28 protein-coding genes are annotated in these 26,685 nt (G+C 47.6%); 1 reads left to right on the top strand and 27 read right to left on the bottom strand.

Going from position 1 to position 26,685, the window contains the following annotated elements:
* Window positions 1-7: 7 nt before the first annotated feature.
* From HNR77_RS18215 to HNR77_RS18130, 18 genes are all read right to left on the bottom strand, one after another.
* Window positions 8-1,510 carry an AAA family ATPase gene (locus HNR77_RS18215; protein WP_184187342.1) on the bottom strand — a complete coding sequence of 501 codons (1,503 nt, stop codon included), beginning with the start codon at window positions 1,508-1,510 and terminating at the stop codon, window positions 8-10.
* Window positions 1,503-2,030 carry a hypothetical protein gene (locus HNR77_RS18210; protein ID WP_184187339.1) on the bottom strand — a complete coding sequence of 176 codons (528 nt, stop codon included), beginning with the start codon at window positions 2,028-2,030 and terminating at the stop codon, window positions 1,503-1,505. The genes HNR77_RS18215 and HNR77_RS18210 overlap by 8 nt, the downstream gene beginning before the upstream one ends.
* A 319-nt stretch (window positions 2,031-2,349) precedes the next feature.
* Complete coding sequence (locus HNR77_RS18205; protein WP_184187336.1) at window positions 2,350-2,880, bottom strand: DUF5590 domain-containing protein; 531 nt, start codon at window positions 2,878-2,880, stop codon at window positions 2,350-2,352.
* Window positions 2,881-2,931: 51 nt separating this feature from the next.
* Complete coding sequence (locus HNR77_RS18200; RefSeq protein WP_184187333.1) at window positions 2,932-4,239, bottom strand: amidohydrolase; 1,308 nt, start codon at window positions 4,237-4,239, stop codon at window positions 2,932-2,934.
* On the bottom strand, window positions 4,223-4,879 hold the full coding sequence (locus HNR77_RS18195; protein WP_184187330.1) for a redox-sensing transcriptional repressor Rex: 657 nt from the start codon (window positions 4,877-4,879) through the stop codon (window positions 4,223-4,225). The genes HNR77_RS18200 and HNR77_RS18195 overlap by 17 nt, the downstream gene beginning before the upstream one ends.
* A 246-nt stretch (window positions 4,880-5,125) precedes the next feature.
* Window positions 5,126-7,978 (bottom strand): ATP-dependent DNA helicase DinG, encoded by a 2,853-nt coding sequence (gene dinG / locus HNR77_RS18190; RefSeq protein ID WP_184187326.1) that lies wholly within the window; start codon window positions 7,976-7,978, stop codon window positions 5,126-5,128.
* Window positions 7,979-8,168: 190 nt separating this feature from the next.
* Window positions 8,169-8,825 carry a tetratricopeptide repeat protein gene (locus tag HNR77_RS18185; RefSeq protein WP_260410661.1) on the bottom strand — a complete coding sequence of 219 codons (657 nt, stop codon included), beginning with the start codon at window positions 8,823-8,825 and terminating at the stop codon, window positions 8,169-8,171.
* 85 nt (window positions 8,826-8,910) lie between these two features.
* Window positions 8,911-9,294, bottom strand: a complete 384-nt coding sequence (gene panD, locus HNR77_RS18180; protein ID WP_184187323.1) for an aspartate 1-decarboxylase — start codon at window positions 9,292-9,294, stop codon at window positions 8,911-8,913.
* Window positions 9,287-10,189, bottom strand: coding sequence for a pantoate--beta-alanine ligase (gene panC / locus HNR77_RS18175; RefSeq protein ID WP_184187320.1), 903 nt, complete (start codon window positions 10,187-10,189; stop codon window positions 9,287-9,289). Before panC ends, panD begins: the two co-directional genes overlap by 8 nt.
* Window positions 10,189-11,061 carry a 3-methyl-2-oxobutanoate hydroxymethyltransferase gene (gene panB / locus HNR77_RS18170; protein ID WP_184187317.1) on the bottom strand — a complete coding sequence of 291 codons (873 nt, stop codon included), beginning with the start codon at window positions 11,059-11,061 and terminating at the stop codon, window positions 10,189-10,191. The genes panC and panB overlap by 1 nt, the downstream gene beginning before the upstream one ends.
* A 353-nt stretch (window positions 11,062-11,414) precedes the next feature.
* On the bottom strand, window positions 11,415-12,392 hold the full coding sequence (locus tag HNR77_RS18165) for a biotin--[acetyl-CoA-carboxylase] ligase (protein WP_184187314.1): 978 nt from the start codon (window positions 12,390-12,392) through the stop codon (window positions 11,415-11,417).
* Window positions 12,379-13,680: a CCA tRNA nucleotidyltransferase gene (locus HNR77_RS18160; RefSeq protein WP_184187311.1), complete on the bottom strand. Its 1,302-nt coding sequence runs from the start codon at window positions 13,678-13,680 to the stop codon at window positions 12,379-12,381. Before HNR77_RS18160 ends, HNR77_RS18165 begins: the two co-directional genes overlap by 14 nt.
* A 38-nt stretch (window positions 13,681-13,718) precedes the next feature.
* On the bottom strand, window positions 13,719-14,879 hold the full coding sequence (bshA, locus tag HNR77_RS18155) for an N-acetyl-alpha-D-glucosaminyl L-malate synthase BshA (protein WP_184187308.1): 1,161 nt from the start codon (window positions 14,877-14,879) through the stop codon (window positions 13,719-13,721).
* 141 nt (window positions 14,880-15,020) lie between these two features.
* Window positions 15,021-15,710 (bottom strand): bacillithiol biosynthesis deacetylase BshB1, encoded by a 690-nt coding sequence (gene bshB1, locus HNR77_RS18150; protein ID WP_184187306.1) that lies wholly within the window; start codon window positions 15,708-15,710, stop codon window positions 15,021-15,023.
* Window positions 15,707-16,147, bottom strand: a complete 441-nt coding sequence (mgsA, locus tag HNR77_RS18145; RefSeq protein WP_110894267.1) for a methylglyoxal synthase — start codon at window positions 16,145-16,147, stop codon at window positions 15,707-15,709. The genes bshB1 and mgsA overlap by 4 nt, the downstream gene beginning before the upstream one ends.
* Window positions 16,148-16,190: 43 nt before the next feature.
* Window positions 16,191-16,994, bottom strand: a complete 804-nt coding sequence (gene dapB / locus HNR77_RS18140; RefSeq protein WP_110894269.1) for a 4-hydroxy-tetrahydrodipicolinate reductase — start codon at window positions 16,992-16,994, stop codon at window positions 16,191-16,193.
* A gap of 90 nt (window positions 16,995-17,084) precedes the next feature.
* Window positions 17,085-17,609, bottom strand: coding sequence for a tetratricopeptide repeat protein (locus tag HNR77_RS18135; protein ID WP_184187303.1), 525 nt, complete (start codon window positions 17,607-17,609; stop codon window positions 17,085-17,087).
* A gap of 50 nt (window positions 17,610-17,659) precedes the next feature.
* The gene (locus tag HNR77_RS18130) at window positions 17,660-17,989 is read right to left on the bottom strand and encodes a nucleotide pyrophosphohydrolase (protein ID WP_111271388.1); all 330 of its coding nucleotides are present in this window, start codon (window positions 17,987-17,989) and stop codon (window positions 17,660-17,662) included.
* Window positions 17,990-18,210: 221 nt separating this feature from the next.
* On the opposite strand from HNR77_RS18130, the gene HNR77_RS18125 reads away from it, so the two are divergent.
* Entirely contained in the window at window positions 18,211-19,080 is an 870-nt protein-coding gene (locus HNR77_RS18125; protein WP_111271389.1) for a YitT family protein, read from the top strand.
* Between the two features lie 91 nt (window positions 19,081-19,171).
* Here HNR77_RS18125 and HNR77_RS18120 read toward each other — a convergent pair whose 3' ends face one another.
* The 9 genes from HNR77_RS18120 to HNR77_RS18080 all read right to left on the bottom strand — a co-directional run bounded on the left by HNR77_RS18120 (window position 19,172) and on the right by HNR77_RS18080 (window position 26,662).
* Window positions 19,172-20,041, bottom strand: coding sequence for a sporulation protein YpjB (locus HNR77_RS18120; protein WP_184187300.1), 870 nt, complete (start codon window positions 20,039-20,041; stop codon window positions 19,172-19,174).
* Window positions 20,042-20,218: 177 nt separating this feature from the next.
* Window positions 20,219-21,958, bottom strand: coding sequence for a cellulase family glycosylhydrolase (locus HNR77_RS18115; RefSeq protein WP_184187297.1), 1,740 nt, complete (start codon window positions 21,956-21,958; stop codon window positions 20,219-20,221).
* Between the two features lie 336 nt (window positions 21,959-22,294).
* Window positions 22,295-22,921 (bottom strand): DUF1405 domain-containing protein, encoded by a 627-nt coding sequence (locus tag HNR77_RS18110; RefSeq protein WP_184187480.1) that lies wholly within the window; start codon window positions 22,919-22,921, stop codon window positions 22,295-22,297.
* 111 nt (window positions 22,922-23,032) lie between these two features.
* Window positions 23,033-23,920: a menaquinol-cytochrome c reductase cytochrome b/c subunit gene (locus HNR77_RS18105; RefSeq protein ID WP_184187294.1), complete on the bottom strand. Its 888-nt coding sequence runs from the start codon at window positions 23,918-23,920 to the stop codon at window positions 23,033-23,035.
* 22 nt (window positions 23,921-23,942) lie between these two features.
* Window positions 23,943-24,614: a menaquinol-cytochrome c reductase cytochrome b subunit gene (gene qcrB, locus HNR77_RS18100; RefSeq protein ID WP_017687726.1), complete on the bottom strand. Its 672-nt coding sequence runs from the start codon at window positions 24,612-24,614 to the stop codon at window positions 23,943-23,945.
* A 15-nt stretch (window positions 24,615-24,629) separates the two neighbouring features.
* A complete protein-coding gene (locus HNR77_RS18095; RefSeq protein ID WP_111271394.1) occupies window positions 24,630-25,172 on the bottom strand; it encodes a QcrA and Rieske domain-containing protein in 543 nt (180 codons plus the stop codon).
* Between the two features lie 192 nt (window positions 25,173-25,364).
* Window positions 25,365-25,787 carry a DUF2487 family protein gene (locus HNR77_RS18090; protein WP_184187292.1) on the bottom strand — a complete coding sequence of 141 codons (423 nt, stop codon included), beginning with the start codon at window positions 25,785-25,787 and terminating at the stop codon, window positions 25,365-25,367.
* Window positions 25,788-25,952: 165 nt separating this feature from the next.
* The gene (locus HNR77_RS18085) at window positions 25,953-26,132 is read right to left on the bottom strand and encodes an IDEAL domain-containing protein (protein ID WP_017687723.1); all 180 of its coding nucleotides are present in this window, start codon (window positions 26,130-26,132) and stop codon (window positions 25,953-25,955) included.
* A 23-nt stretch (window positions 26,133-26,155) separates the two neighbouring features.
* Window positions 26,156-26,662 (bottom strand): gamma carbonic anhydrase family protein, encoded by a 507-nt coding sequence (locus tag HNR77_RS18080; protein WP_184187289.1) that lies wholly within the window; start codon window positions 26,660-26,662, stop codon window positions 26,156-26,158.
* Window positions 26,663-26,685: the final 23 nt, after the last annotated feature.

The following is a 26,685-nucleotide window of genomic DNA, read 5'->3' as shown; positions in this document are numbered from 1 at the left end:
AAAGAAATTATGCTGGTAAACGGGCGCTGTCACGAAATTGACAACGAAATTGTTCTCCTGATAGAACTTCCTCACGCATCAGAATATCAAGCGAATTGTCGAAAATTGTCCGCTGCTCCTCAAGCCGGCGTTTGGTCTGCTCCATCAGCTCCTGCAAGATCATTTTGTTCTCACGCATCAGCTCTTCCGTCGTGACCATATCCATGTTTACGATGCCGAGCGAGGTCAAGCCGGAAGCCATCATCGTCTGAACAACATTGGTCGCCTGCTCAAAGTCGTTACGTGAACCTGTGGAACGCCCGCCGTAATACATCTCTTCAGCAGCTGCACCAGCGAGAGCAATCATAATCTGCTCCTCCAGAAAACGCTTCGTATACAGAAATTGTTCCTGCTGCGGATTGTGGCGCACATACCCAAGAGCCTGTCCACGCGGACTCAGAGCTACCTGGCTAACACTTCCCGGGCGCACAAGCTCTGCCATTATGGCATGACCGAGTTCGTGAATCGCAACCCTCTTTTTCTCTTCGACGCTCGATTCACGATCCGTTTTCTCACCCATCATCACTTTATCAATCGCAAGCGACAAATGACGCTGTTCAATATTGGTCAAGTCCTCACGCATCGCATAGATGGCAGCCTCGTTCATCACACTTTCCAACTGCGCGCCTGAGAAGCCATATGACTCTTCAGCGATCTTATCCAGATTAACACCCTGAGTTAAAGGTTTGTTCACCGCATGCAGCTCCAGAATATGCTTTCTGCCTTTTTTGTCCGGTAGATCGACCTGAATATGACGGTCAAAACGCCCAGGACGTGTCAACGCACTATCCAGCATTTCCTTACGGTTGGTCGCTGCAATCAGCAATATCCGAGGTGTCTCGGAGGTATATATACCGTCCATCTCTGTCAGCAGCTGGTTTAATGTCTGGTCGTACTCACGCTGCTGACCGCCCTCACGTTTACCGCCAATAACATCAATCTCATCAATGAAAATAATTGCATTTTCCTTGTTTTCCTTTGCCGCCCGCGCTCTGGCATCCTTAAACAAATCCCGGATACGACTGGCACCTACACCGACATACATCTCAACAAATTCACTACCTGATGCAGCTACAAAAACGGAATCGGTATAATGTGCCGCCGCTTTCGCCATCAGCGTTTTACCCGTTCCTGGAGGGCCTGTAAGCAAAATGCCTTTAAGCGGACGAATGCCAAACTTCTGTATCTCATCATGACGAATGAGAAAGTCCAGCGCTTCTCTTAGCTCCTGCTTGGCGCTATCCTGCCCTCCAATTTCCTCAAAGGTCAGCTTGGATGGCCCTTTTTTCTTCCGTTTACGCTCCTGGGCTGCACCCACAGTAATTCCTCCGCGCATCTGCATCATAAATAACAAGCCACCTACCAGCAGCGCAGCAATAAGAATAGGTACAATATTCACTCCGATAAATGCAAGAAAAATAATCAAAACAGGGACAAATCCAATGGCTGCTTCTTTCGTCCATTTAGGCATTAGGCCACACTCCTATCTGACCGGGTATACGCGGCAGGATAATAAACTTGCTGGCATCTCCGTCTCTCAGACTAACATACACATTGTTGTCATCCATTGCGGTGTTAACTTTGATCCCACCCGTCGCCATCTTCGATAGCGTAGGGGTAATCTCTGCATATTGTTTGTTTTCCATCGCTTGAGCGACTGTAAACATCGCATCGCCCCACCAGCTCTCCAAAGCTTCGTTCGAATGATCCACGACGTCCAGTTTAAGTGCACGTGAACCGATCAGGTTCTGTCCTTCTCGATGAATGTATTGCACGAGTCTGCCTAAATCGACATTAGGTTTCAGATCAAGTTTCATATGCACATCATTGCGGTTAATAGTTATCTGAGCACTGTTGACACCATCATACTGTGTAACCATCTTTTCAATCGGACTTTGTACAGCGACTTGTCGATATATGAACCAACCTCCAAACAACAGGACGGCAGAAACAACGGCAGTAATAATAATAGGCATTACTTTCAGCTTCAATTGAATTTCCCCTCCCAAAAATGAGCCTATACATGATCTACAGGCCTATATAGTTAGCTGTACATGATATCTGCAATAACTGTTGCAGATTTGTTTGCGTTATTTGTTAACTTCAGTACATATTTGAGTATATCACATCGTATATACAATATCGAAGGTGAAAATATGAATAAAATATTAAATTTAACTATATTAAAAGTTTCATGAATATCATCGATTAACACTATTAAACTTTAAAATAAGCTATTTTGACAGCATTTAATATCATGAACATGCCAAAAAACCGGTTCAGTCGATGTATCGACTGCCGGTTTCTTGGCTAGCTGTTAGGAACTGTATACACCAGGTCCACCTGCTCCCCAGTGCTGAATCGGTAAAACCGATAATAATTGTGTGTATCCGCTTTGTAATATACCTGCCAAACGTAAATATTATTCACCACTCCGGGCATGATCCGTTTAATCTCGCCGCCAGGCACATCAGATTCGAAGCGACTGCGAATTTGTGTTTCAGACATCCCGTTCTGCAACAGCTCACTGTGAACCCCGCCCGTACCTTGCACAGGCTGATTATTCATATCAAACTTCACCCATACCAGGATATCCTGATTATCTTTATTTTTGGCCGTCATCGTCCAATAGATATTGTCATCGCCTTCTTTTTCGCCCCAGACGTATTTGCGGAGCTCATCCGGTGATGTGATGCCGAGCTGGTCCTTCGCCGCCTGAATCGCCAGTGCTTCCTCCTGGCGCTGATCCTGTGTAACGTAGACATAATATTGCTGAAGTCCAAACAAAACCAGAACGAGGATGAGCAGCGATATCCAGATCCACTTCTTTTTTTTCTTCAAGAGCTGAACTTCCTTTCCTTGAAAAACTGCACACGGCAGCCTGTCTATTCCTTAACGAGCAAGCAGCTGGTCAAATGCCTGCTGAGCTTCTCGCAAAATACGCTCTTCATCAAGTGTCAAACATTCACCATGCTTCACTACCTGCTTCCCGTCAACCCAGACGTGCTGCACGTCCTTCGCAGAAGCAGAATATATCGTATGTGAAATCAGATCGGTATGCGGATAGAAATGAGCCTGTTCAATATCTAATGCAATAAAATCAGCCTTCATTCCCGCTTGCAGCATCCCTGTATCCTTCAGGAAGATAGACTTCGCACCGTAACCTGTTCCAAGCAGCAACGCCTCACCAGCAGGTACAGCTGTCGGATCGCCGGATACACCTTTATGGATAAGGGCTGCAAGCCGCATTTCCTCAAACATATCCAGATTGTTATTACTCGCAGGGCCATCTGTCCCCAGTGATACCGTCACTCCGGCTTTTAGCAGCGCTGGAACACGCGCTACCCCGGAGGCCAGCTTCAGATTACTCCCCGGATTGTGAGATACGGCAACATCATGACGCGCCAAAATTTCGATCTCTTCATCGTTCAGATGCACCGCATGAGCTACCAGAGAAGGGCGGGAGAAAAAGCCGTGTTTCTCCAGATGTGCCACTGGACGCAGACCATAATCTGTTACGTTTTGCTCAACTTCACGTAAGGTTTCTGACATGTGTGTATGCAGCGGCAGGTCCAGATCATGTGCAACCTGTACCAGCTTCTCTATGTAGTCTGGAGGACAAGTATAGGGTGCGTGCGGAGAAATTACGGTTGTGATGCGTCCACCCGCCTGTCCATTCCACTCACGTGCAAATGCTGCAGACTCTTCCAGCTTGCGCATCTGCTCTTCTTCCGAACAAAGTCCGATTACACCACGCGCAAGCGCAGCTCTTGCCCCGGACTGTTCCACCACTTTTGCGACCTGATCCATATGATCGTACATATCCAGAAATGCTGTTGTGCCGCCTTTCAACATCTCAAGCACGGAAAGCGATGCTCCCCAATACACGTCCTCGGAAGTCATTTTGGCTTCCATTGGCCACATTTTTTCCTGCAGCCACACTTGCAATGCCAGATCATCGCCATGGCCGCGAAGCAGTGACATCGCTGCATGACCATGCGTATTGATCAGACCCGGCAGGAAGAGGAGCCCTTTTCCATCCACTTTAGTCAGATGCTCGTTTCCTTCCGGCAGCGTCTCACCAATATGCACAATCTTGTCATCCTCAACAACCATATATCCTTGCACTACTGTCCAGTTGGAACCTTCGTTTACAGCAAATTTCCCGTTGTGAATTACCCATTTATTCGTTGTTGTCATCTTGCTCCTCGTCCTTCCCGTTCTCCAAGTAATAAGCCAGGCTCAGCAAATCTGTTGTAAAATCAGCATGATGGATACGTACATGCGGAGGTGTTTTCAGAATGGTTGGTGCAAAGTTGAGAATGGCTTCAATCCCCGACTCAATCAGCTGGTCAGCGACGTTCTGAGCTTCTGTATCAGGAACCGTGATGATGCCGATGCGGATGTTATCTTTTTGTACCGCCTCGGTCAGCTCTTCCATCGGTTTGACCGTCAGACTGTTGATCTTGCTGCCGATTTTCGGACCATATGCGTCAAAGATAGCTACAATCTTCATATTGTCCTTGAGGTACGCATTATAATTCGACAACGCATGTCCAAGATTACCGGCTCCAACCAGAGCCACATTGATCTGTTGGTCTATTTTCAGAATGTGACGAATCTTCTCAATCAAGTAAGAAACATCATATCCAATGCCTTTACGGCCAAAGTCACCAAAATAAGCCAGATCTTTGCGAATCTGGGCCGGATTCAAGTCAAGGCGCTGTCCAAGCTCCTGCGAGGAAACCGTTGTCACCTCACGCTGCACGAGTTCATTCAAATAACGCAAATACACAGGCAGACGTCTTACTACTGCTTCTGAAATTTTATCCGATTTCATTTATTGCTCCCCCTTACCATTGCCACGATAAAATTATAAATAATGCTGCGATATCAAAATACATATTGAAAAGATGGGCATTCTGTATATCTACCTATGCATAGCTGCATTATTTATATATATACAGAATGCCCTGCAAGTTAAATTTATAAGTCCATGATGTTCTGCCTGTAAAGTCTCTTTCGAGTGTAACGCCATGTTAAAGCACAATGCAATGCCATAGCTTACAAAAAATGAATATTTTTGCTACTCGGCAGGTTGATCCAGCCACTCGGAAATACGCGGTACCATCTGTTCTGTAAGCATATGTTCCATCTTCGGTCCAGGCAGTGAGTACAGGAAATACTTGCCGTAGTAGGCCTCGATCACACGGGTATCATACACGATGACAATACCCCGATCCTTGCCGGTACGAACCAGTCGCCCAAATCCCTGCTTGAACCGGATGACCGCCTGTGGAACAGACAGCTTCATAAATGGATTTTTTTTCTGCTCCACCAGCAGTTCACTCTTCGCTTCGAGTAGCGGGTGGTTCGGAGGCTGAAACGGCAGTCGTACAATCGCCAGACAGGTGAGAGCTTCGCCTGGAATATCTACCCCTTCCCAGAAGCTGCTCGTACCCAGCAGTACCGCCGCTTTGGCATCCTGGAATCTTCGGGTCAGCTTGGAACGATTGCCACTGTCCACCCCTTGGCCCAGCAGAGAAATGTCATTTCCCGACAAGGCCTCCTTGAGCGGATCATATACCTGGCGAAGCATTTTGTAAGAGGTGAACAGCACCAGCATCCGTCCACGAGTTGCAATCGCCGCTTCAGCCAGCGATTGCACCAGCATCTGTACAAAGTGTGCATCTCCGACACTGCCCTTCAGACTCGGGAAATCACGCGGGATCACCAGCAAAGCCTGCTCACGATAATTAAACGGAGAAGGAAGCATGGAGGTCAGCAGCCGATTATTGTCCGCAGCCTCCTGCAAGCCCAGCTGCTCGATCATAAACTGGAAGGACTTGTCGACAGACAACGTCGCTGATGTAAGCACAACGCTTTTCTTTTTGTCAAAAAACATCTCTTTCAGCTGTGCACTTACATCCACCGGAACAGCGTATAACTGAAGGGACTTGCTGCGGAACTGACCGCTGGCTTCCATCCAGTACACTGTCTTGGCATCGTCCATACGCATGAAGAATCGCAGATTCTCCTTCATTGTCGTCAAATCCTTCAACAGTCCGGTAATATCTGTGATCAGGCTGTCAGACTGATAATCATCCTGATCCTCTTTCACTTCAAGCAGCAGCTTGTCGCCTTTGCGAACCATATCGCCCAGAGTGACATAGATCTGGTTCTCCAGATCCTGCAGCTCCTGCCACTTCGCAGGCTTTTGTGATGCCTTCAGTCGCAGGGAGAATTGTCCTGTCTCGCCTGGTGACGCGTCGCTGCGTTCAGGAAGCAGGCTGAACAGAGCGTCGCTCAGACGGTCCCAGAGCTCCTTAACTTCCACAGCAAGAGGAAACATCTCATCCACCATGGAACCCCACTGCACGCCTTTCTCGTGTCCTGACAGCTGTGAACGCAGCATCGGAAGCTGTCCGTTACGGCTGTCCTTGAACAAACGTGTGAGTGTGTGCACAAGGGTAAAATACTTCATATGAAGACCCAGATGTTTACCCGCAACATCCTCCAGGTGATGGGCCTCATCAATAACCAGGCTTTCATATGCTGGCAAAAGCTGGTGAGCAGCCTTCACATCTGTGAACAGCTTCGAATGATTGGTAATCACAATGTCCGAAAGCCCGGCCTCATGCTTGGCACGATGATAGAAACATTTGCGGAACCACGGACAGGATCTGCCAAGACATGATTCAGATTCGCTCTGAACAGTCTCCCAGAAGTCGCCACCACGTGCGCTGAGGTTTAGTTCCTCGTCATCCCCCGTTTCCGTTTGTGTGAGCCATACAATCATTTGAGCGGCTGTGAAATAATCCTCTTTTGGCGTAGCAAATTCACGTTTGTTGATTTTGTGTTCGAACTTGCGCAGGCACAGGTAATGCCCTCTGCCCTTGAAGACAGCTGCCTTGAACGGGAATGGCACCACCTGAGTCAGCATGGGAATATCCCGCTCACGCAGCTGCTCCTGCAAATTGATGGTGTGAGTGCTCACCATCACCTTCTGCTCCTGTTTAACACTTTCATAAATAGCCGGCAGCAAGTACCCCAGTGACTTCCCTGTGCCCGTTCCAGCTTCCAGAAGAAGATGTTTCTCTTCATCCAGCGCCTGTCGTACACTGCTGAACATCTGTGTCTGTGCTTCACGCTCTTCATAATGCTCCAGCGTATCTTTGAGGTTCGCTCTCACCTGATCCATAAACTGATCAAAGCTTACCCCGTCCAGCGGATTCGCTTCCCGCTCATCGCGAGGCGCTCCAATCTCCGTCCAATCGCTGACGTTAAGCGCCAGCTGACGATAATACGTATGCCCGTCAAGGTCTTGTATTGGCTCAGCTTCCTTCTCGCTGCGCAGCCCGTCCAAAAACCAGCCCAGATCACTATCCTCTGGCGCAAACAGATCACTAAGCCGCTGAATTGTTATTAAAGGCAGCTCTCTAAGCTCATCCAGGCACTTGAGCAGCACATAAGCTGTTGCAAGTGCATCGCTGTCCGCCTGATGTGGACGGTCATGCTGAAATCCGAACTCGGCTGACACGTAACCGAGCTGATACGATCCCAGAGAAGGAAACGTAATTTTCAGAAAGTCGATCGTATCCAGAATACGGCCTGTAAAAGGCAAATAACCGCACCGATCCAACGCATTCTGCAAAAAATGAAAATCAAAGGCAACGTTATGGCCCACAAGCACCACATCGTCAAGAAGCGGCACCATCTCCATCATCATCTCTTCGAGTGAAGGAGCATCCGCGACATCGTCTTCTGTAATTCCGGTCAGCCCCGTAATAAAAGGAGGAATGGGCACACCCGGATTTACATAAGAACTATATATTTGAGTTATGCTGTAGTCATGATCTATGATGGCAAGTCCGGCCTGTATAATTTCACCGTCGGACTGCGTGCCGGTTGTTTCGAAATCCAAAACGGCAAATTTCATTGCAATATACGGTCCCTTCCATTCCAGTCTATGTTACAGCATAGCAAAAAAAAGGACATTTGAAAATTAATTGACAAAAAAGCGGTGTTCCCGCCGCTATGCCATAGGAGGAAACACCGTTCTTTTGCCGCCAAATGTCCGTTTAGGGCGTGTCTGAAAACGCTGAAGAAAGCAGATTTCAAGACACGCCCTAATTCAGGGCAGTCAGCTGATTTGCGTATTGCAGTTTGCCTCTGTTAAGCCTGCAGGCTTCCATGTTATACAGAGGTTCGGTCAATGTCGGGTCATGCTGAAGGGCCTGGGCAAACAAGGAGCAGGCAGCTTCCGGATTCGAAAGCTTGGCTTGAATACAGCCCAGCACATTACATACCAGGCCTTTGAGCCGCGCAGAACCGTTTAACAGCATAATATGCTGTAAATGGACTTCTGAATCATATAACTGCTCTAAATTAAGGTGAGCAAGTGCCAGATAGAAACGAGCCAGCGCACTCTCGGGGTAATCGTGAACAACCCTTGAGAATTGATCAATGGCTTGCGGATACATCTGCAGCTTGAAGTACCCCTGACCGCGACTGAAACATTCCAGATCAAGCTCGGGAAGAGCAGTAACCGCCTCCTGCTCCGGCTCCAGAGAAGCCGGCTTTTCGAGCTCCTGCTCCCTGAGCTGGCTCATCTTTTCTTCAAACATCAGCCATTCATCCAGCACGCCATCACTCATGCGCTTTAATAAATTCCATTTCTGCTGCAATTCCTGTTTGTCCAGACCTTTAGCGGAAGGATAGCTCTTGATAATTTCATCTAACATGTCGTTCATCTCGGCGAAAACATGCTGGAACATCGCTTGCATCCCCACCCTTGAAAAAATGGATTAGTGCAGTGACCTGTACTCATTTTTTGCTGGATGAGCAGATTTCATTCCCCTTCCCAGCGGATTACAAAATCGTGGCGTGCACTTCCTTTTTCATCGTCTGCACCGGTTTGTTCTGACCGTCCACGAATACCACCGTTGGTTGATGTGTATTCGCTTCTTCCTGAGACATCATCGCATAGGAAATGATAATTACCGTATCTCCAGGCTGTACGAGACGGGCTGCCGCGCCGTTCAGGCAGATTACACCACTGCCGCGCGGACCTGGAATGACATAGGTTTCAAGCCGCGCACCATTGTTGTTATTCACAATTTGCACCTTTTCATTTTCCATCAGGTCCGATGTCTCCATCAGGTCCTCATCAATGGTAATGCTACCCACATAGTTCAAGTTCGCTTCCGTCACCGTCGCACGGTGGATTTTGGATTTCATCAAAGTTCTAAACACGGGACAGCACCTCCAGATGTTGAATACGTATATTATCAATCAATCTTGTTTTTCCAAATTTCACGGCCAGTGCAATTAACAGATCGTCGAAGGTACGCAGTTCATCCTGGTCATGCAGCGGCTCCAGACTTGGAAAAGCCTGAATCTCGGCATAATCAATAACGGCTTCAGCAGATTTGCCAATGTGCTCACGCAGCAGACGACGAACGTCAGCCGCTGTAACCGCCTTTCTTGCCTCAACAGCCTCCTGCACCGCACGCAGTGCCTGAGACAGCACTAATGCCTCCTTACGCAGCTCTGAGCTCAAATAAACATTGCGGGAGCTCAGCGCCAGTCCATCCTCCTCACGAACAATCGGACAAGGTACAATTTCAACAGGCATATTAAGATCATTGACCATCTGTTCAATGACCGCCACCTGCTGCGCATCCTTCATACCGAAGAACGCCTTTTGCGGCTGCACGATGTTAAACAGCTTGGATACAACCGTCGTAACACCGTCAAAATGTCCCGGACGAGAGGCTCCGCATAAACGCTCCGTGATTCGGGATACCGAAACTGTCGTTTGCGTCGGCTGTGGGTACATCTCCTCCACGGAGGGAATAAATACGATATCGACTCCTTCATTGCGGGCTGTCTCAACATCCCTTGCCTCATCCCGCGGATAACTGTCGAAGTCTTCATTCGGACCAAACTGAATCGGATTTACAAAAATACTCAAAACCACGATGTCCGTTTGTGTTCTTGCAGCCTTCATCAGGCTGGCATGACCCTGGTGAAGATATCCCATCGTTGGTACCAGTCCAACAACAGCCTCTCTAGCACCGCCCGCCTGATTTGTGCGCAGCACCTGAATTTCCTGTCTTAATGCTGTGATTGTGCGTATAACCTTCATCAGCGAATTTCCACCTTTTCTTTGCGTTGTCCGTACAATTCATCCAGCACACCATCCGCGGCGTTGAATACATGCTCTTCTGCCGGGAATGAACGATCCTTCACTTCTTTTACGTAAGCTGCAATGCTGCTGCGAATCATCGAACCAACGTCGCCGTACGTTTTGACAAAACGTTTCGGTGTGTAAGGCGAAGCATACTGGACCACGTCATGGAAAACGAGCACCTGCCCATCACACCCGCGGCCTGCACCGATGCCAATGGTCGGAATGGATAATTCTTTCGAAATGGCATCAGCAACCTCTTCCGTCACCAACTCAAGCACGATGCCAAAAGCACCAGCTGCCTCAAGCGCCTTCGCTTCATCCATCAGACGCTTCGCATCTGCAGCATCCTTGCCCTGAATGCGGTAACCTCCGATCTGATTCACCGATTGCGGCGTCAAACCGATGTGTCCAAGCACAGGTACTCCTGCCTGCACTACGGCTTTGACCGTATCTGCGATTTCGACGCCGCCTTCCATTTTGACCGCATGCGCATGACCCTCCTGCATCAGGCGGCGCACACCTTTCAGCGTTTCGTCAATGCTGCCGTGATACGTCATGAAAGGCATATCTGCCACGATAAACGTATTCTCTGCACCACGTACAACCGAACGGGTATGGTACACCATATCATCAATCGTCACCGGCAGCGTGGAATTGTAACCCAGCACAACGTTCCCCAGGGAATCTCCCACCAGAATGATATCAATGCCGGCTTCCTCGGCAAGCAGAGCTGTCGGATAATCGTAAGCCGTAATCATGCTTAGCGGTATTCCGTCCTGCTTGTATTTTTTCATTTTCACAATATTCAGTGGTTGCTTCTTAGCCATGTTCTTGTGCCCCTTTCTCTTTCCCTTTTCAATCGAAACGCAACAAAAAAAACCTTTTAGTTTTTCCACTAAAAAGTCCCGAAAAGTCAAAAAAGAGTCACTTGCGATCGTCCCTTCTGTCTCGGTCCTCTTCGGCTCAGAGCAGAATCCAACAATACTTTTGTCGATATGTTACTTTAATTACAATTGCCGTCTGCTTCTATAAACAGAGCAAGCAGAACAAAGATATACTGCACTACGGAGTGCAGCTCGGTCTGTAACAACCCGATACCGCCTCACGAACACAGTATAGCAGAGTTCTGCTCAAACTTCACGTCTAATGTTCACATGACCTGTGAAAGTTCGACAAAATGTCAGCTTTTCCAGCTTACTTCCCCTGAAACGATGAGCTCACGTTGCCCATCCTGCTTCTCGACCACCAGCGCCCCCGAAGGATCAAGCCCTACTGTCGTGCCTTCAATCACTCCATGTGGATTCGTGATGGTCACTTTGCGGTGTAAGGATACCGACAATGCCTCCCACAGCGATGCGATAACACCAAACCCCTCTTTTTGATATAAAAAATAGAGATGCTCCAGCTCGGTCAGAATGGCGGCAGCAAGCGCGGTTCGGTCAACCGGCTGTCCAGTTTCAATCTTGAGCGAGGTAGCAATATGCTGCAAGTCTTCCGGGTAATCATGTTTATCAAAGTTCGCATCCACACCGATGCCTGCCACACAGTATCGAACCTCGTGATCCTCAACCGTCGATTCGAGCAAAATACCACACATCTTGCGGCCATCAATTAACAGATCATTAGGCCATTTAATGCCTGCCTGAGCACCGGTACAAGCGCGAATAGCTCGGCATACGGCTACACCGGTCAGAAGCGTTAGCTGCGGTGTATGCTGTATAGCCAGCTCTGGACGCAGCAGCACACTCATCCAGATGCCTTTGCCAGAAGGAGAAAACCATTTTCTGCCGAATCGACCTCTCCCTCCAGTCTGCTCTTCTGCAAAAACAACAGCGCCTTCAGCCTCGCCTTCCTCAGCCAGCTTCTGAACATCCCCCTGGGTGGACAGCGTGGAGGAGAGCATCACGGCCTTACGACCAAATACGGTTGTCTTCAGCGCCAGCTGCAGTGCTGCCGCATCAATTCTTTCCGGCTTGGTGACCAAGCGATATCCTTTACGTGAAACAGCCTCGAACTCGTATCCAAGGTCACGCAGTTTATTCACATGTTTCCATACAGCCGTTCGGCTAATGGCCAGATGCCTGCTGATGTCCTCACCCGATACAAACTCCCCATCAGCATGAAGCAGCATATGTAATAAATCTTCATGCTTGCTCATTCATAGCCACCCGCTTCACTTCAGCACTTAACGCTTCATGCTGATTCATTATATTTCCGATTGCCGTCTCTTTCAGCAAATGTTTCATCAGCTGTCCCAGCCAAGGTCCACCCTTGCGATCCACCAGCTTCAATATCTGTTCTCCGGTAATTTGCAATTCCTTCAGCTCATGTACAGGCATGGATTGAGTCCAGACAGCAGCTTGTGCCTGAACTTGATCCAGCCTGAGATATGCCTGCTCCGAGACTTCTCGCCACTGTTTCGGGAGAACCTGCTGAAGCTGGAGCCAGTCACTGGCCGCTTGAGCACCGCAATGGAGTACGGTGACAATCCAATGTGCCCGAAGAGAGTCGATGTCACCGCTTTGCTCAACAAAATCACTGACCTGCTGCTCTACCTGAAGAACCCCGGTAATACGGGTTCGTTGTTCATTAGAGAACGTCCATTGCCGCAATAGCTTGTCTGCCTCTTCGCGGTCATAAGCACCTGCAAGCAGCAGACACGACCAGCGGAGCAGTATATGATCTTCCGACAATTGCTCCAGGCCAGTCAGCATACGCTGATTAAATCTGGACGCATTCACCGGAGCCTTGACATGCTCCAGCGCCCGACTGCGATCTAACAATGCCAGCCCTTTCAATGGATGAGGACCAGCCATCATCTTCACCATCTCGGTTCGAACCCGTTCCATCGCAATATGCTGAAGCAATTCGCGCTGGTGTAACAAGCCTTTCCACGTATTAAACGCAATGCTGAAATCAAATACCGAAGCGAAGCGGACGCAGCGCAGCATACGCAGTGCATCCTCTCCAAAGCGTTCTCCGGCCAGCCCTACACAGCGAACCAGTCTCTGCTTGATATCCGTTTGCCCGCCGAACGGGTCAACGATAACCCCATCCACGCCCATAGCCAGAGCATTCATTGTAAAATCCCGCCGCTGCAAGTCTTCCTTGATATCCTGAACAAATTGTACTGCCGCAGGTCTGCGATTATCGTGATATTCGGATTCCGTGCGAAACGTGGTTACTTCGAAATAATGGCCTCCTGAGCGAACCGTCACCGTTCCATGCTGCAGCCCTGTAGGGATGCAATCTTCAAATATGTTCATCACTTGCTCGGGAGAAGCAGAGGTTGTAATGTCCATATCATCAACAGAACGGCCCATTAATTCATCACGAACACAGCCGCCAACCCAATAAGCCTTGAAACCCTCTTCGTTTAACCGAATGAGCACGTTCTCACTTTGTTTAGCCATTTCATCATCTGCTTGTGTCCATTGAACCACCATATATCACCTCTTCTCTTACCTGCTGTGGTCCCCGAGGCTTACCCGCATACGGGATTCAAACTGGGAATTTCTCTCCCAAGCACACGATAGTATATTTGTTCATAATTGTGACGAATAGAGTCATTACAGAAATCATGATGCGCCCGCTGGAGACAAGCTTCCCTGATATCCGCAGCCAGACGCTCGTTCGTCAACAGACGTATCGCGTTCTCCGCCATAGACTTCGTATCTCCGATCGGTGAGAGGAATCCTGTTTTGCCGTGAAGCACAAGTTCTGGAATACCTCCAGCCTGTGAACCAATCGTGGGTACGCCACATGCCATAGCTTCGAGTGCCACAAGGCCAAAGCTTTCCTTTTCAGACGGAAGCATCAAAATGTCAGCCATGGATATCACCTGAGCGATATCATCTTGTCTGCCGAGGAAGTGAACCTTGTCACTCAAGCCGAGTTCTTTAATCTTACATTGAATTTTAGGCAAATCCGGCCCCTCACCTACAAACAGCAGCTTGGCTGGCACCTGCTCCTGTACTTGACGAAAGACCTCGACCACATCCTGCGTTCGTTTGACTGGACGGAAGTTGGAGATGTGCATCAATATTTTTTCATCAGGTGTTGCAAAGTCACGACGCAGACTCGCCGCATCTCTCGGATAATACACACGCTTGTCAATAAAATTATAAGTCAGGTCAATCGGCCGCTCGATGTCCAGCAGCTCGACCGTTTCACGAATCAAATCCTGGGATACGGCGGTTACCGCGTCACTCTCATTGATCGCCAGACGAATCAGGTCTTTCAAAGATTCATCCTGAGCCAGTACAGTAATATCCGTACCATGAAGTGTAGTCACAACTTTCAGGTTGTCCCCGACCATCTGTTTTGCTAGAAAAGCACATACCGCATGCGGCACCGCATAATGGACATGCAGCAGATCAAGCTGCTGCGCCTTCGCCACCTGTGCCATCTTGGTCGCCAAAGAAAGGTCATACGGCGGATAACGAAACACATAATAATCATTCACTTCAACTTCATGATAAAAAATGTTCTTCTGGAATTTTCCTAGTCTGAAAGGAATACTATTTGCAATAAAATGAACCTGATGTCCCTGCTCAGCCAATAACTTGCCGAGTTCCGTTGCGACAACCCCAGAACCTCCGAGAGACGGATAACAGGTAATTCCGATTTTCAGCTTTTGATCCATCCGGTTGGACGCTCCTTTGATCTCCCGCTTCGTGCAGGTTGATATCAAACAACGGAAAATTAGATATTCTAATCCGTTAATTGTTAATTATATTGTGTGTATAAATGGACTTATATCTTTATATACAAATTTCCTCTGGCTTCAAACCCCAAACTGTGTCACAACATACGGTGTTTTCGTGGCAAAACCTTCCGCAAATGAAATCAGGCTGCGCTGTCCAAGCAAGGAATCACGAGCTCTCACCCGTTCGATATAACCTTGATTCAGCGGCGTAGAAACAATGCCTTCACCCTGCTCAAACTGGGAGCGATAACAGCGAAGCGATGCTTCCTTCTGTTCATAGTGTTCCGTAATATCCACAATCAAATCCGTAGGACCGATATCGTTAATAAAATAAAAATATGTTGCCTCTACTTGCACAGCAGGCATATCCGGCAAGTAATTTCGTAGCTTTGCGTTAAATAACGCTTCCTGAACAAGTTTACTGCACATGATATGATCGGGATGCCGATCCTCCCAATAAGGAGCAAAAACGATGCGCGGTGCATGTTTGCGTATCTCCGCAGTAACCGCTTGTACCTGTTCAGGTGTAATATAAAGTCCGCGGTCTGGCAAGCCGAGATTGGTCCGACACGAAAGACCGAGGACGCGGGAGGCTTGCTCCGCTTCCTCGGTTCTGCGCTCGACTGTGCCATTGGAGGACATCTCCGCACGCGTCAAATCACATACACCTACCTTTAAACCGGCAGCTGTATGTTTCGCAATCGTTCCGGCCATTCCAATCTCGGCATCATCTGCATGTGCTCCGAAGATGAGAATATCCAGGCTCATTCAGCATCACCTGTTTGGATTCCAGCCTCAGGCTTGTACTTATGTACCAGCTCTCTCCAAGCAAAATCACCGCGATCCAGTGCTTTAACAAGAATCTCGGCGGTTGCTATATTCGTTGCCAGCGGTATCCCCTGTACATCACACAGGCGGAGCAGCGCATTGATGTCCGGCTCGTGCGGCTGAGCCATCAGCGGGTCACGCAGGAATATGATCAGGTCCATCTCGTTTTGCGCTACCAAAGCACCGATCTGCTGGTCGCCTCCCAGCGGTCCTGATTCAAAACGATGAATCTGCAGGGATGTGCCCTCCATAATACGAAGACCCGTCGTGCCCGTGGAATATAATTGATGATCCGTAAACACAGGCTCATAAGCGGTCACGAAGTTTACCATTTCTTCTTTTTTGCGATCATGGGCGATAAATGCGATTTTCAACATGACAATCTTGATCTCCTTTACATGACTATCTTTAAATTTCCTTCTAATCGATAAAGTTGTCAAAGCCGTATACGAGACCCGTATATTCCATGACCTTTTGTACACCGATCTTGACTCCCGGCATATAACCTGCACGTTCATATGAATCATGTCGTATTTTCAGCGACTGTCCGTAATCACCGAATACCACTTCCTGCTGAGCGAATACACCCGGCAGACGCACACTATGAATGCGGAACCCGTTGTAATATCCACCACGTGCTCCTTCAATCGTTTCTTCCTCATTCGGATTGCCTTGACGGATTTCTTCACGATTGGCCGCAATCAGCTCCGCTGTTTTGATGGCTGTTCCTGAAGGTGCATCCAGCTTCTGATCTCCGTGATACTCAATGATCTCCACGTTAGGCATGTGCTTGGCCGCCTGTGCGGCAAAACGCATCATCAGGATCGCTCCAATTGAGAAGTTAGGCGCAATCAGTCCGCCAATGCCTTTCTCCTGGCACTGCTTGTCCAGTTGTTCGATCTGCTCCGGCGTGAAGCCGGTAACACCCATGACAGGTCTTACGCCATGACGAATGGCAATCTCTGTGTGAGCAAAGGCAAATTGAGGCACTGTAAAATCAACCATGACCTGCGGTTTGGTTTCGGCAAAAGCCATTTCGATATCATCCGTTACCAGTACACCGCATTCCGGCAATCCTACAAGTGTCCCGGCGTCCGTGCCTGCTCCGGAGCGGTTGACAGCGGCTGCAAGCTCCAGATCCGGGTCCTGTAGTACCAGCTTCACCACTTCACGGCCCATTCGGCCAGCCGCTCCGATCACGGCAACTCTAATCACTTCACTCATCTTGGCTGCATCTCCTTCACTATGTTCGTTCATGTATTCGTCTCAACCCAGCTGATCATCTCAGACGGTAATCCAGACTGTGATGATCTCTTACTGCATGGATTTCATACGCTGCTTCGTATCCTGTAACATTTGATGCAGCTGCCCATTCTGCGGATCAAGCAGGATGGCATCCTGAAGGGCCTGCAGGGCACTCTCGTACTCATTCAGATCACTGCAAGCCAGCGCCAGCATAACATGAGCTTCCACCGACAGCGGGTCCAATCTGACCGCTTCTTTGAGAAGCGTAGCGGCATCGACATAAGGCGTGGTTGTTTCTTTCCCCGCCTGCTCTAGCAGCATTTTGGCCGTCACTGTCAGCTGCTTCGCCTCAAGTGTCTGCAGATGAAGCATATATTCTTCTACGCCTTCGGATAACTCCACTGCCTTGCGGGCGTATTCAAGTGCAGGCAGCAGATGATTGCTGCGAGCATGTGTAATGGAACAGCGATAATACAACTCGGCATGTTCCGGGTGAGCATGAATGGCCGTCTCAAACCAGCGAATGGCCTGCTCAAAATCATTTTGCAATATACAGCGGTAAGCCTGCTGCATATAATCTTCCGGTTTCATCATCAAGCTGACCCTCCCCGTGCGGGTGATGGTACAGCATATGTAATTTACGCCTAATCGGTGTTTTTTGGAGTCCACCGATTTGCGTCGCGGGTATTAAATTTATGCATGACTTTATCATGTGCCTCAGCCAAATCAATACCGAGCGAGTTTGCAAAACATATCGTGATAAACAAAATATCTCCGAGCTCAAGTTCAATCGAATTGGCAGCTTCGGAAGCCTTCTTCGGTTTCTCTCCGAACTCGTGATTCACTTCACGGGCAAGCTCTCCAACCTCTTCAGACATCCGGGCCAGCATGGCCAGAGGACTGAAATATCCCTCTTTAAACTGGGAAATATAGAGGTCAACCTCACGCTGCATTTCCGCCAGACTTTTCTCCATGAGAGCAGGTTCTCCTTCTATTCTGATGTCGTGTTTGTTCCTAATAATATCAGTTATTGAAGCTCACTTCCACCATCATCCGGCACAAATTCATTTTTAAGGTCCTGCATAATTCCATTTTCAAGCTCTTGAACAAACCATTTTTAAAGATTGAAGAAACAGGTATACTAATGTGGGAATGATTGCTTGCACATTCTAATTCATGTACAGAGAGGGATCTTATGAGCACTGCCAAAACATGGGTTCAACTAAAGCTCGTACTGCCCATTCTGCTGGGTACAGCCTTGTATGCTTTCGGGCTTCTCTATTTTATTATCCCCAATCAGCTGATGGAGGGCGGACTTACCGGGGTAACCGTATTAATCAACTATGCCTTCGGGGTTTCTCCTTCACTGACAACATTGATTCTGAACGTGCCGCTGTTTCTCATTGGCCTTAAAGTGCTGGGCGGCAGACAGATGATTTACACCGGCATCGGGGTCGGCGCGCTGACGGCATTTCTATGGCTTTTTGAGAAGCTGATCCATCAAGGCTGGATTGAACCGTTACATACCGAAAACGACCTTCTCTTGGCCGCTTTGTATGCAGGAGTAACCCTTGGAGCCGGCCTTGGCATCGTTTTTCGCTGGGGAGGCACTACAGGCGGATCTGATATTATTGCACGTATTCTGAACCGCAAATATGGCTGGAGTATGGGACGTGTGCTGTTAGGCATCGACTTTGTCATTATCGGGCTTTCACTCATCTACATTCCCAAGGAAAAAATTCTCTATACACTGGTAGCCGTATTTATTGCGTCCAAAGTAATCGACTTCATTCAGGAAGGCGCTTATTCTGCCCGTGCGTTTATGATCATCAGCGACCATGCCCCGCAGATTGCAGAGCAGATCACCAAAGATATGGACCGTGGTGTTACACTGATTCCCGCTATCGGAGCTTATTCCAAACAAGCCAAACATATGGCATACTGTGTTATTTCCAGACAGGAGTTCCGCAGACTTCAGACCATTGTGCGCTCGATCGACCCAAGAGCCTTTGTCATTATCAGCGATGTACATGATGTACATGGCGAAGGTTTCAAGGAAAGCTGACACCCGTTTTCGGAATGTAAAACATATAAGGAAAACCTCTTTCCGCATGTATAGCCATGAATCTGGCTGCTTGCGTTGAGAGGTTTTTTTATTAACGTCGATATGTAAAAATATCCTGCTGCTGTGCACGGTATTTGCGGTATCCCGCATAACTGAGCGCAGCGACAATGACCGAACTGATCACCAGTCCCGCGACCCTGCGGTCAGGCCCCTGTACAAAAGGAACAAATGCACTCTCATCCTTCTCACGTCCAAACAGCTGGTTCACCAATTCTTCTCCGTGAGCAGTCATGCTTCTCAGCTGCGCAGCATCAGGCTGCTTTGCCTGTGTCAGCCCTTTGATATGGGAGAGCCATGCATCTACCTGTGCAATCTGGTGCGGCTCCAGACGAATCATCGCAGCCGGCCGGATCGTTTCATAATGCTGCTCAAGTACCAGATATTGACTCGCGAGCGTGGTCGCGTTCTGGTTTTGATTAGCTGCGAGTGACAACGCGTCCAGATCATCCTTCATGATTTTATAATACTGCAGCCAAAGCGGCTTCACCGGGTGAGCTAAACTGTCCGCGGCAAGCCTGAGCTTGGCCGATGACTCCAGAAGCAGCTGTTTATCCGCCTGCAGTTTGACCGCAGCCTCTTTGACTTCGACTATTGTTTCAGATAAAGCATGAATGCCCTCAACCGAGGTTTGACCTTCAAACGAGATATGCTGCAAGCTGCTGCTGATGCGCAAAATGCTTGCGCGCACTTCCTCGATATTATTTTCCAGCGCTCGGCGATACAATACAGCGGCCTCTTCGTTCAGTTGTGCAATCGTATACTTGGAGGACACTTCCTGATTCCTGTTCGGACTGGATTCATCGTTTTGCGCAGATACTTGATTAGTTACATTCGTCCAAAGCAGCAGAGCCATGAGCGTTACGGCCAGAAATCCCGCTTTACTAATGCATCTTCTCTTCATGGACATCCCTCCCACCATCAATGTATGGCCAAGCGGTGTTCATTAGAACATGCAAAAAATCATACTGAAACACCTGCTTATTCGGGAACACAGCCTGCAGCGAAAGGGAGGGGCTTATCCTTCATCATGTGAAAATAATGAGAAGAAGCCCCAACGTCAAGGCATACAATCCTTACGTTAGAAAACTATACCTAATCCTGTTAACGTATTTCCGCTTTTCTGCAGGGCATACTTCATGATTTGACCATGATAGAACTCAACCTTCAGAATAAGAGCTCCGTTTGGAACAGAACTGTCAAAGGCATCTTTCAGGAGGCCAAGTGATCCATTGTTGTAGTCCGCTGTGAAATCGCTGCCAAACTTCATATATGGAAACCAGGAATTCCCACCTACTCTTTTGCCGGATGTATCAAGCAGAGAAGCTCTTCTAACTTTTGCACCGCTGTACTCCACCGGAATATGAATACCTTCGGTTATGTTTCCAGAAGCCGTTCCAAACACCGGAGTTGAATATCGAATGAAATACTGATGCCAGTCCGCACCTTTCGAGAACACAAAGACCAGATCGGCAATAACGCCATTTGCATGTTGATTGAATTTCTCATTTATAAAATTTTTCGAGATCGTAAGTGTTGAAGTTGACGAATTAAAGGAATAATGTTGTGGATTCACTCCCTCAATGTGTTTGAAGGTATTACCATTCATCGTAAGCTGAATTTGAATATCCTCTTGAACCGGCTGCTCGAAATAGAGTTCATTCAAACCTGTGGAATATGAGGAACGCTGTTTCTGATTCGCTGCTTGAATTGCGGCTCCGAATTCCGGATGCCAATCGAAGGAGGGAAGTCGTGAAAATGGACCTGGCCAGACCATTGAACTCACACCGTTTTGCGATGCCTTGTGATTCAGATATTCAAGATATTTTATCTTCTCACCCGACTGCATTTTTGCAGCTCCTTCGTCCGGGGACAACCAGCCGTATTCACCAATAACCACACCTACCCCTTTGGAGATAAATGTGTTGTTAAGTGTTTCAAACATCAAATCCACATTGCCTCTTGCGGTATCCATCCTGCCTTCATAGAGCGGTTCGTCAAATCCGGTAATCCCCAAGTTTCCACTAAATACCCAGTCGCTATAAAAATGCACTGTGGCAATTATATTCGGGTCATTCAACCCTGCAATAAAATGATAGGCTGCATCTGCATGTTGAACGTCTGCACTTGTAGAATAAGTTGGGACAACGATCATTCTTGTATTGTTTTTTCCGCCTGTGCTGCGAATGACATCATAAGCTGCCTGATTGATTTGATTCAATTTATCTTGTTTGGTGATCATGCCTGAATCACTCTCAAAATAAGGCTCATTGATTGTTTCAAACATGACCTTATGAGGTTCATCTTTAAAGTGATTTGCAAGCTGTGTCCACAAATCCACAAATCTTTTATATTCCTCAGATTCCTTATTTCCATCCCATGCTGAAAGCCACGACCAGGAATCATGATGAAGATTAATCATGACGTAAAAGCCAGCATCAACTGCCCAATCAACCACTTGCTTATATTTGTTTAGCCACTCGGCATTAATAACATAGTGTCCATCTGCCCCTAGCGTGTACCTTGTGTATGCAGTCATCGGAATTCGAATACTGTCAAACCCTTTAGCTTTGGCAGCCAATATCAACTCCTGAGTTACTCTTGGCTGCCCCCATGAGGTTTCATCCGAAAGCGAGAAGTCATCCGTTCTAAAACTGTCATAAGTATTGAACACATTCCAGCCCTTACCCATTTTCAGAACATAATCCTGAGAAGGAGATAATTTTGATGCGGCTTCTGTACTCACATAGAACGTGTGGAATGAAATAGAAAGCGTTATCAAAAAAATGGTAAGACTCCTTAACAATCTTGTTCTGTTCATTTTACATGTCCACCTTTCTTTTCGGTTAGTATGAGATTCCAGAAACCCTAATCAGAACTCAGGCCACCCCCTTCGCATAAAACATTAAAAGGAATTAATTACAATCATTATTATAATCCATTGCGAATCGACCACCTTCATTTTCGAGCCATAGGACAGCACAATATAGACACAAATTAGACAAAAAAGAAGCCCATCCCATGTCCCATAGGTCATAAATTGGATATAGAACGCTATGTTAAACTGTTAAAATTAAAAGAAACCGTTCCTTGGTCAGATGGGAGGCACAACCCATCATTCGAAAGGAGACGGTTTTTTATAGGTCACAATTTGAAATCATGTACGCCTTGCTTGCTTTAAGCTTAGCCATCCCAATAAAATGCTGATCAACGTTAGCGTAAAGGTGAAATCACGCACACCATCCACATGATTGTACAGCGTTGCGGGCAACCATGGATAGATGTCATATGTATAATCCATTGTATCGTTCAGCAGTGTCCAGAGACCAGCTACAATCAATGCTAACCAGCGAAAGCCAAAGAAACGCACATAAATCAGGGCTTCAATAGCCATCGCACTGTGAGAGGCAATCAGCATCCAGTCCTGCCAGTGCTGTGCCCCTCCTTGAAACCAGCCTGCAAAAATAACAGCCACGGCCCATACTCCGTATTTTACAGAGGTTACAACCGCAAGAGCCTGAATGACATGTCCGATTCGCTGAAGGACTACCGACTTGACCGGATAAAGTACCCATAACAGCGCTAATGTGAAAAACAAGCTTGCTGTTGGGCTATCTGGCACAAATACGATCTGCCACGCCGGCTGATGGGCAAGTGTCCACTTCATCTGTTCTCCGTACCAGATATAACCGTATACCGTGCCGAGCGCATTACACCAGAACAAAAGCCACAGGAAATAGCGATTGGTCAGAAACTCCCTGCTCCAAAAAAACGATAAAGCCACGCGCACCGCTCCTTCTTTCTTCTTCAAAATAACCGCATGCCGTTCTTCAACAAAAAAAGGCTTCAAAAAAACCTGATCGATGAACGATCAGGTTTTTTCATTAATTTGATTTTACTGTTCTGCCTTCTGTTTCGCAAGCCATTCGGCCAGATGAGTGATCTCCTCATCCGTAACACCTTGAGCTACAGCTTGGTCATACATTGGAGGCATTCCATTGTAACCTTCTTTAATAATCGTCACGATCTCTTCCTGGCTATGTTTGTCGCCAACGCCTCGAAGAGAAGGCGCATTGCCCTGACCTTTCATATCAGCTGCGTGACAGCCAATACATCCGGCTTTTTTGTACGTTTCCATTGCCGGGTCATCCTTGTCAACAATCGCAACTTCCTCCTGCTGCTGTCCTGGCGCATTGGAGGTAGGCAAGCCTTGCTCATGTTTCTCAAGAGCTTCTTCCTCCCGCTGAATATGCTCCGGCTTCTGACCTGACGCTTCAAGCTCATGCTTGTAGTGAGTCCAGGCTACGTTCGTGAGATAGAACACCGAAATTACAGACAGAAACATTAGAGCAGATGCAATCGGCCGTTTGTAGAAGCGACGCTCTTTTCCCGTGTCCAGGAAGGGAGCCAGCAGCAATGCCCCAAAAGCAACACCACTGACACCCAGCACGCCCAGCAGGACATAATCTCCGGATGCGTAAGGATATTTCAAATACTGATACAGGAATAAAAAGTACCAGTCTGGCATCGGAATAACCGATGCACTTGGATTGGCCGGATAGCCGAGAGGTGCAGGTTCTGATATGGTCAGCACCAGAATGCCGACCAGAACAACGACACCTACCATCCACTCCTTCAACAAGAAGTTCGGAATAAATGCTTCCGATTTGCCGGGATATGCCGTGTAGTCAGGTGGAGTGATAAACCCCGCCCCCTTGCGGACGCGTGAATCACCGACAAAGATAACCTTTTCCTCATCATTGTTCTTGTGCCCGTGAGCCATTACGTTTCCTCCCTTCTTTCGTTTATAGTGGTCCCGAAATGCCCTGTCTGCGGATCATAATAAAGTGTCCGACCAGAAGCACCAGAAGCACCGCAGGGAGGAAGAAGACGTGCAATGCGAAGAACCTTGTCAGTGTCTGTGCACCAACGATTGTTCCCCCTTGCAGGAACTCCTTGATAATTGGTCCGAGCCAAGGCACTGTGTTGGCAATCTCTAATGTTACTTTTGTTGCAAAATAAGCTTTGTTATCCCAAGGCAGCAAGTATCCTGTCAGACCCAGACCCAGCATGACGAAGAAAATCAGCATGCCAACGACCCAGTTCATTTCACGCGGAGCCTTGTAAGAGCCTGTAAAGAAAACACGCATCGTATGTAGGAACATCATGACGATAACCAGACTGGCTCCCCAATGGTGCATACCGCGTACAATCTGACCAAAAGCTACTTTCGTTTGCAAATACTCTACACTCGCATAAGCGTTAATAATATCTGGTACATAATACATCGTCAGGAACATCCCCGACAGGATCTGAATAACGGTAATAAAGAACGTCAATCCGCCAAAACAATAAACGAATGCGGAAAAGTGATGAGCCGGGTTAACGTGCTCTGGCACTTCATGATCCGCAACGTCCCGCCAGATCGGCGTGATGTCAAGACGCTCATCAATCCAGTCATAGACATTTTTAAACATCTGCGTTCACGCCTCCTATTTCACTCGGGTGTTCGGAACAATCTCGCCCAGATAAACCCAGCCTTGTTCCTCCTTAACCACATATTCATCCAGCGGTTTCGGGGCTACGGCAAGATTCTTCCCTTCCTTGTCATAGTGCGCGCCGTGACATGGACAATGGTACTCATTCGGATAATTTTTGTCGCTATTCCAACCTACTGTACATCCCAGATGTTTGCAGATCGGGGAAAGCGCATAAATTTTCCCTTGTTCGTCCTTACGAATCCAGGCCACCAGCGAGGCATTGCTCAAATACCATCCATCCTGCTGCTTCAGTTCAAACGTAAATTCTTGAGGTTCATTCGTAATTTTGCTGATTTCAGCCACTTTGACAGAGGTTCCTTCTCCCTTGTGCTGCAAAATCGGGTCCACCGCAAAACGGACCATAGGAAGAATTGCACCGGCGGCCATGTAGGCTGTAGCTCCACCAAGCGTGTAAGTCAAAAACTGCCTGCGTGACATTTCCAATCTGCTTGGCGGTTTCATCGAGGCTTCGTGCTGGTCATGCTCACTGCTCATACTGTCTCCAACCCCCTTTTAAGCCAACTCTCTCAATCGTTTTCATTATCATAAATTCCACGACTTACTAGAACATACATAATCATATAGTAGCCCTAGAACACCGTCAAGAATTTGTCACACATTTTTAAGGTTGAATTGTAAGCGTTGTTAAAAAACTGTTGGAAATTTGTCACATTTGTCATCAAGACGTCACTTTTTCCATAGTTCGCGAATACATTCCCCTACATATCGAGCGATGGACTCGTTTTCCATTTGTTGAAGAAGGTCCCGTTGACTCAATAACAAATCTGCATTCGGAATATGCATGTCCGCAAAAGATCCGTCTGCTGACATGATGACCACATATTTGAAACCCGAAGCTTTCAGTTCAGACGACAAGGTATTTAATGTCATTGACATTTCTGCACTTATGTAATGATAGGCCGGATATGTCATAATTCTGCCTTTGAACGGAATCTCTACTGTGTCTAAAAAATCTCTCAGCCTCTCCAATGCTTCAGTCGCTTCGACTGGGGATTGTTGACCGCTCATAGCCGTGAACGGAACAAGGCATGTATCCAGATAGAGCTGCAGTTCGGCCCAGCTATCCTGATTCATCTCACTGAATTTCAATTCCCTATATCCCCTTCCTATCCATTTTATTCCCATATTATATATGAGCATATGTTATAAAGCCAGATATTCATTTTTTTTCAGCATGCAAATTAAAAAAGGAACGCGCGGCTGCGCATTCCTTTAAGTTCAGCATTCACTCTATGTTTACCATTCGCTGATCTCTTAATTGATCGTCCTCAGTTCATCCGTCAGACTCCGGAAAGCTACTTCGTCTCCGGTAGCCAACGCTTTGTCGATTTCCAAATAAAGCTTCTCGCTGCGCTGTTTGCGAAGCGCCTCGTCCCAGACCATCTCAGCCGCCAGCCCCAACATGACTTCATACGTAACTTTCATTTTATCCAATAGGATGCACCTCCAAAACGGATTTAAGAGCTCCTATATTCTCTTCCTTTGATCACATAACCAAGTGTAGTTTTCGACATTCGCTGCAGATCAGCTTCAGTCAATTCTCGAATAACTTTGGCGGGTGTGCCCAAAGCGAGAGTATAGGGCGGAATTTTACTATTTTCAGTAACCACAGAGCCGGCGCCGATTAGTGAAAATTCACCGATTTCAGCCCCATTCAGCAGAATGGCTCCCATGCCGATCAATGATCCTGTGCCAATGCTGCAGCCATGAATGATGGCAGCATGTCCTACGGAAACATCGTCTCCGAGCACTAAGGGCTGATCGGTATTAACATGTCCAACCGTGTTATCTTGGATATTACAGCGCTTTCCAATCCTGATGGGTGCCAAATCAGCCCGCAGGACTGCATTGAACCATACGGAAGAATCTTCTCCCATAGTGACATCACCAATCAGTTTCGAGCCTTCAGCCATGTATATTGTAGGATGTAACTGTGGTTGTTTACCTTGATAAGAAATTATCATTCGTATCACTCCTTAATTTGGGA

Source organism: Paenibacillus sp. JGP012, assembly GCF_014203995.1.
Classification (GTDB): domain Bacteria; phylum Bacillota; class Bacilli; order Paenibacillales; family Paenibacillaceae; genus Paenibacillus; species Paenibacillus silvae.
This window is presented reverse-complemented; position numbering and strand designations above follow the sequence as displayed.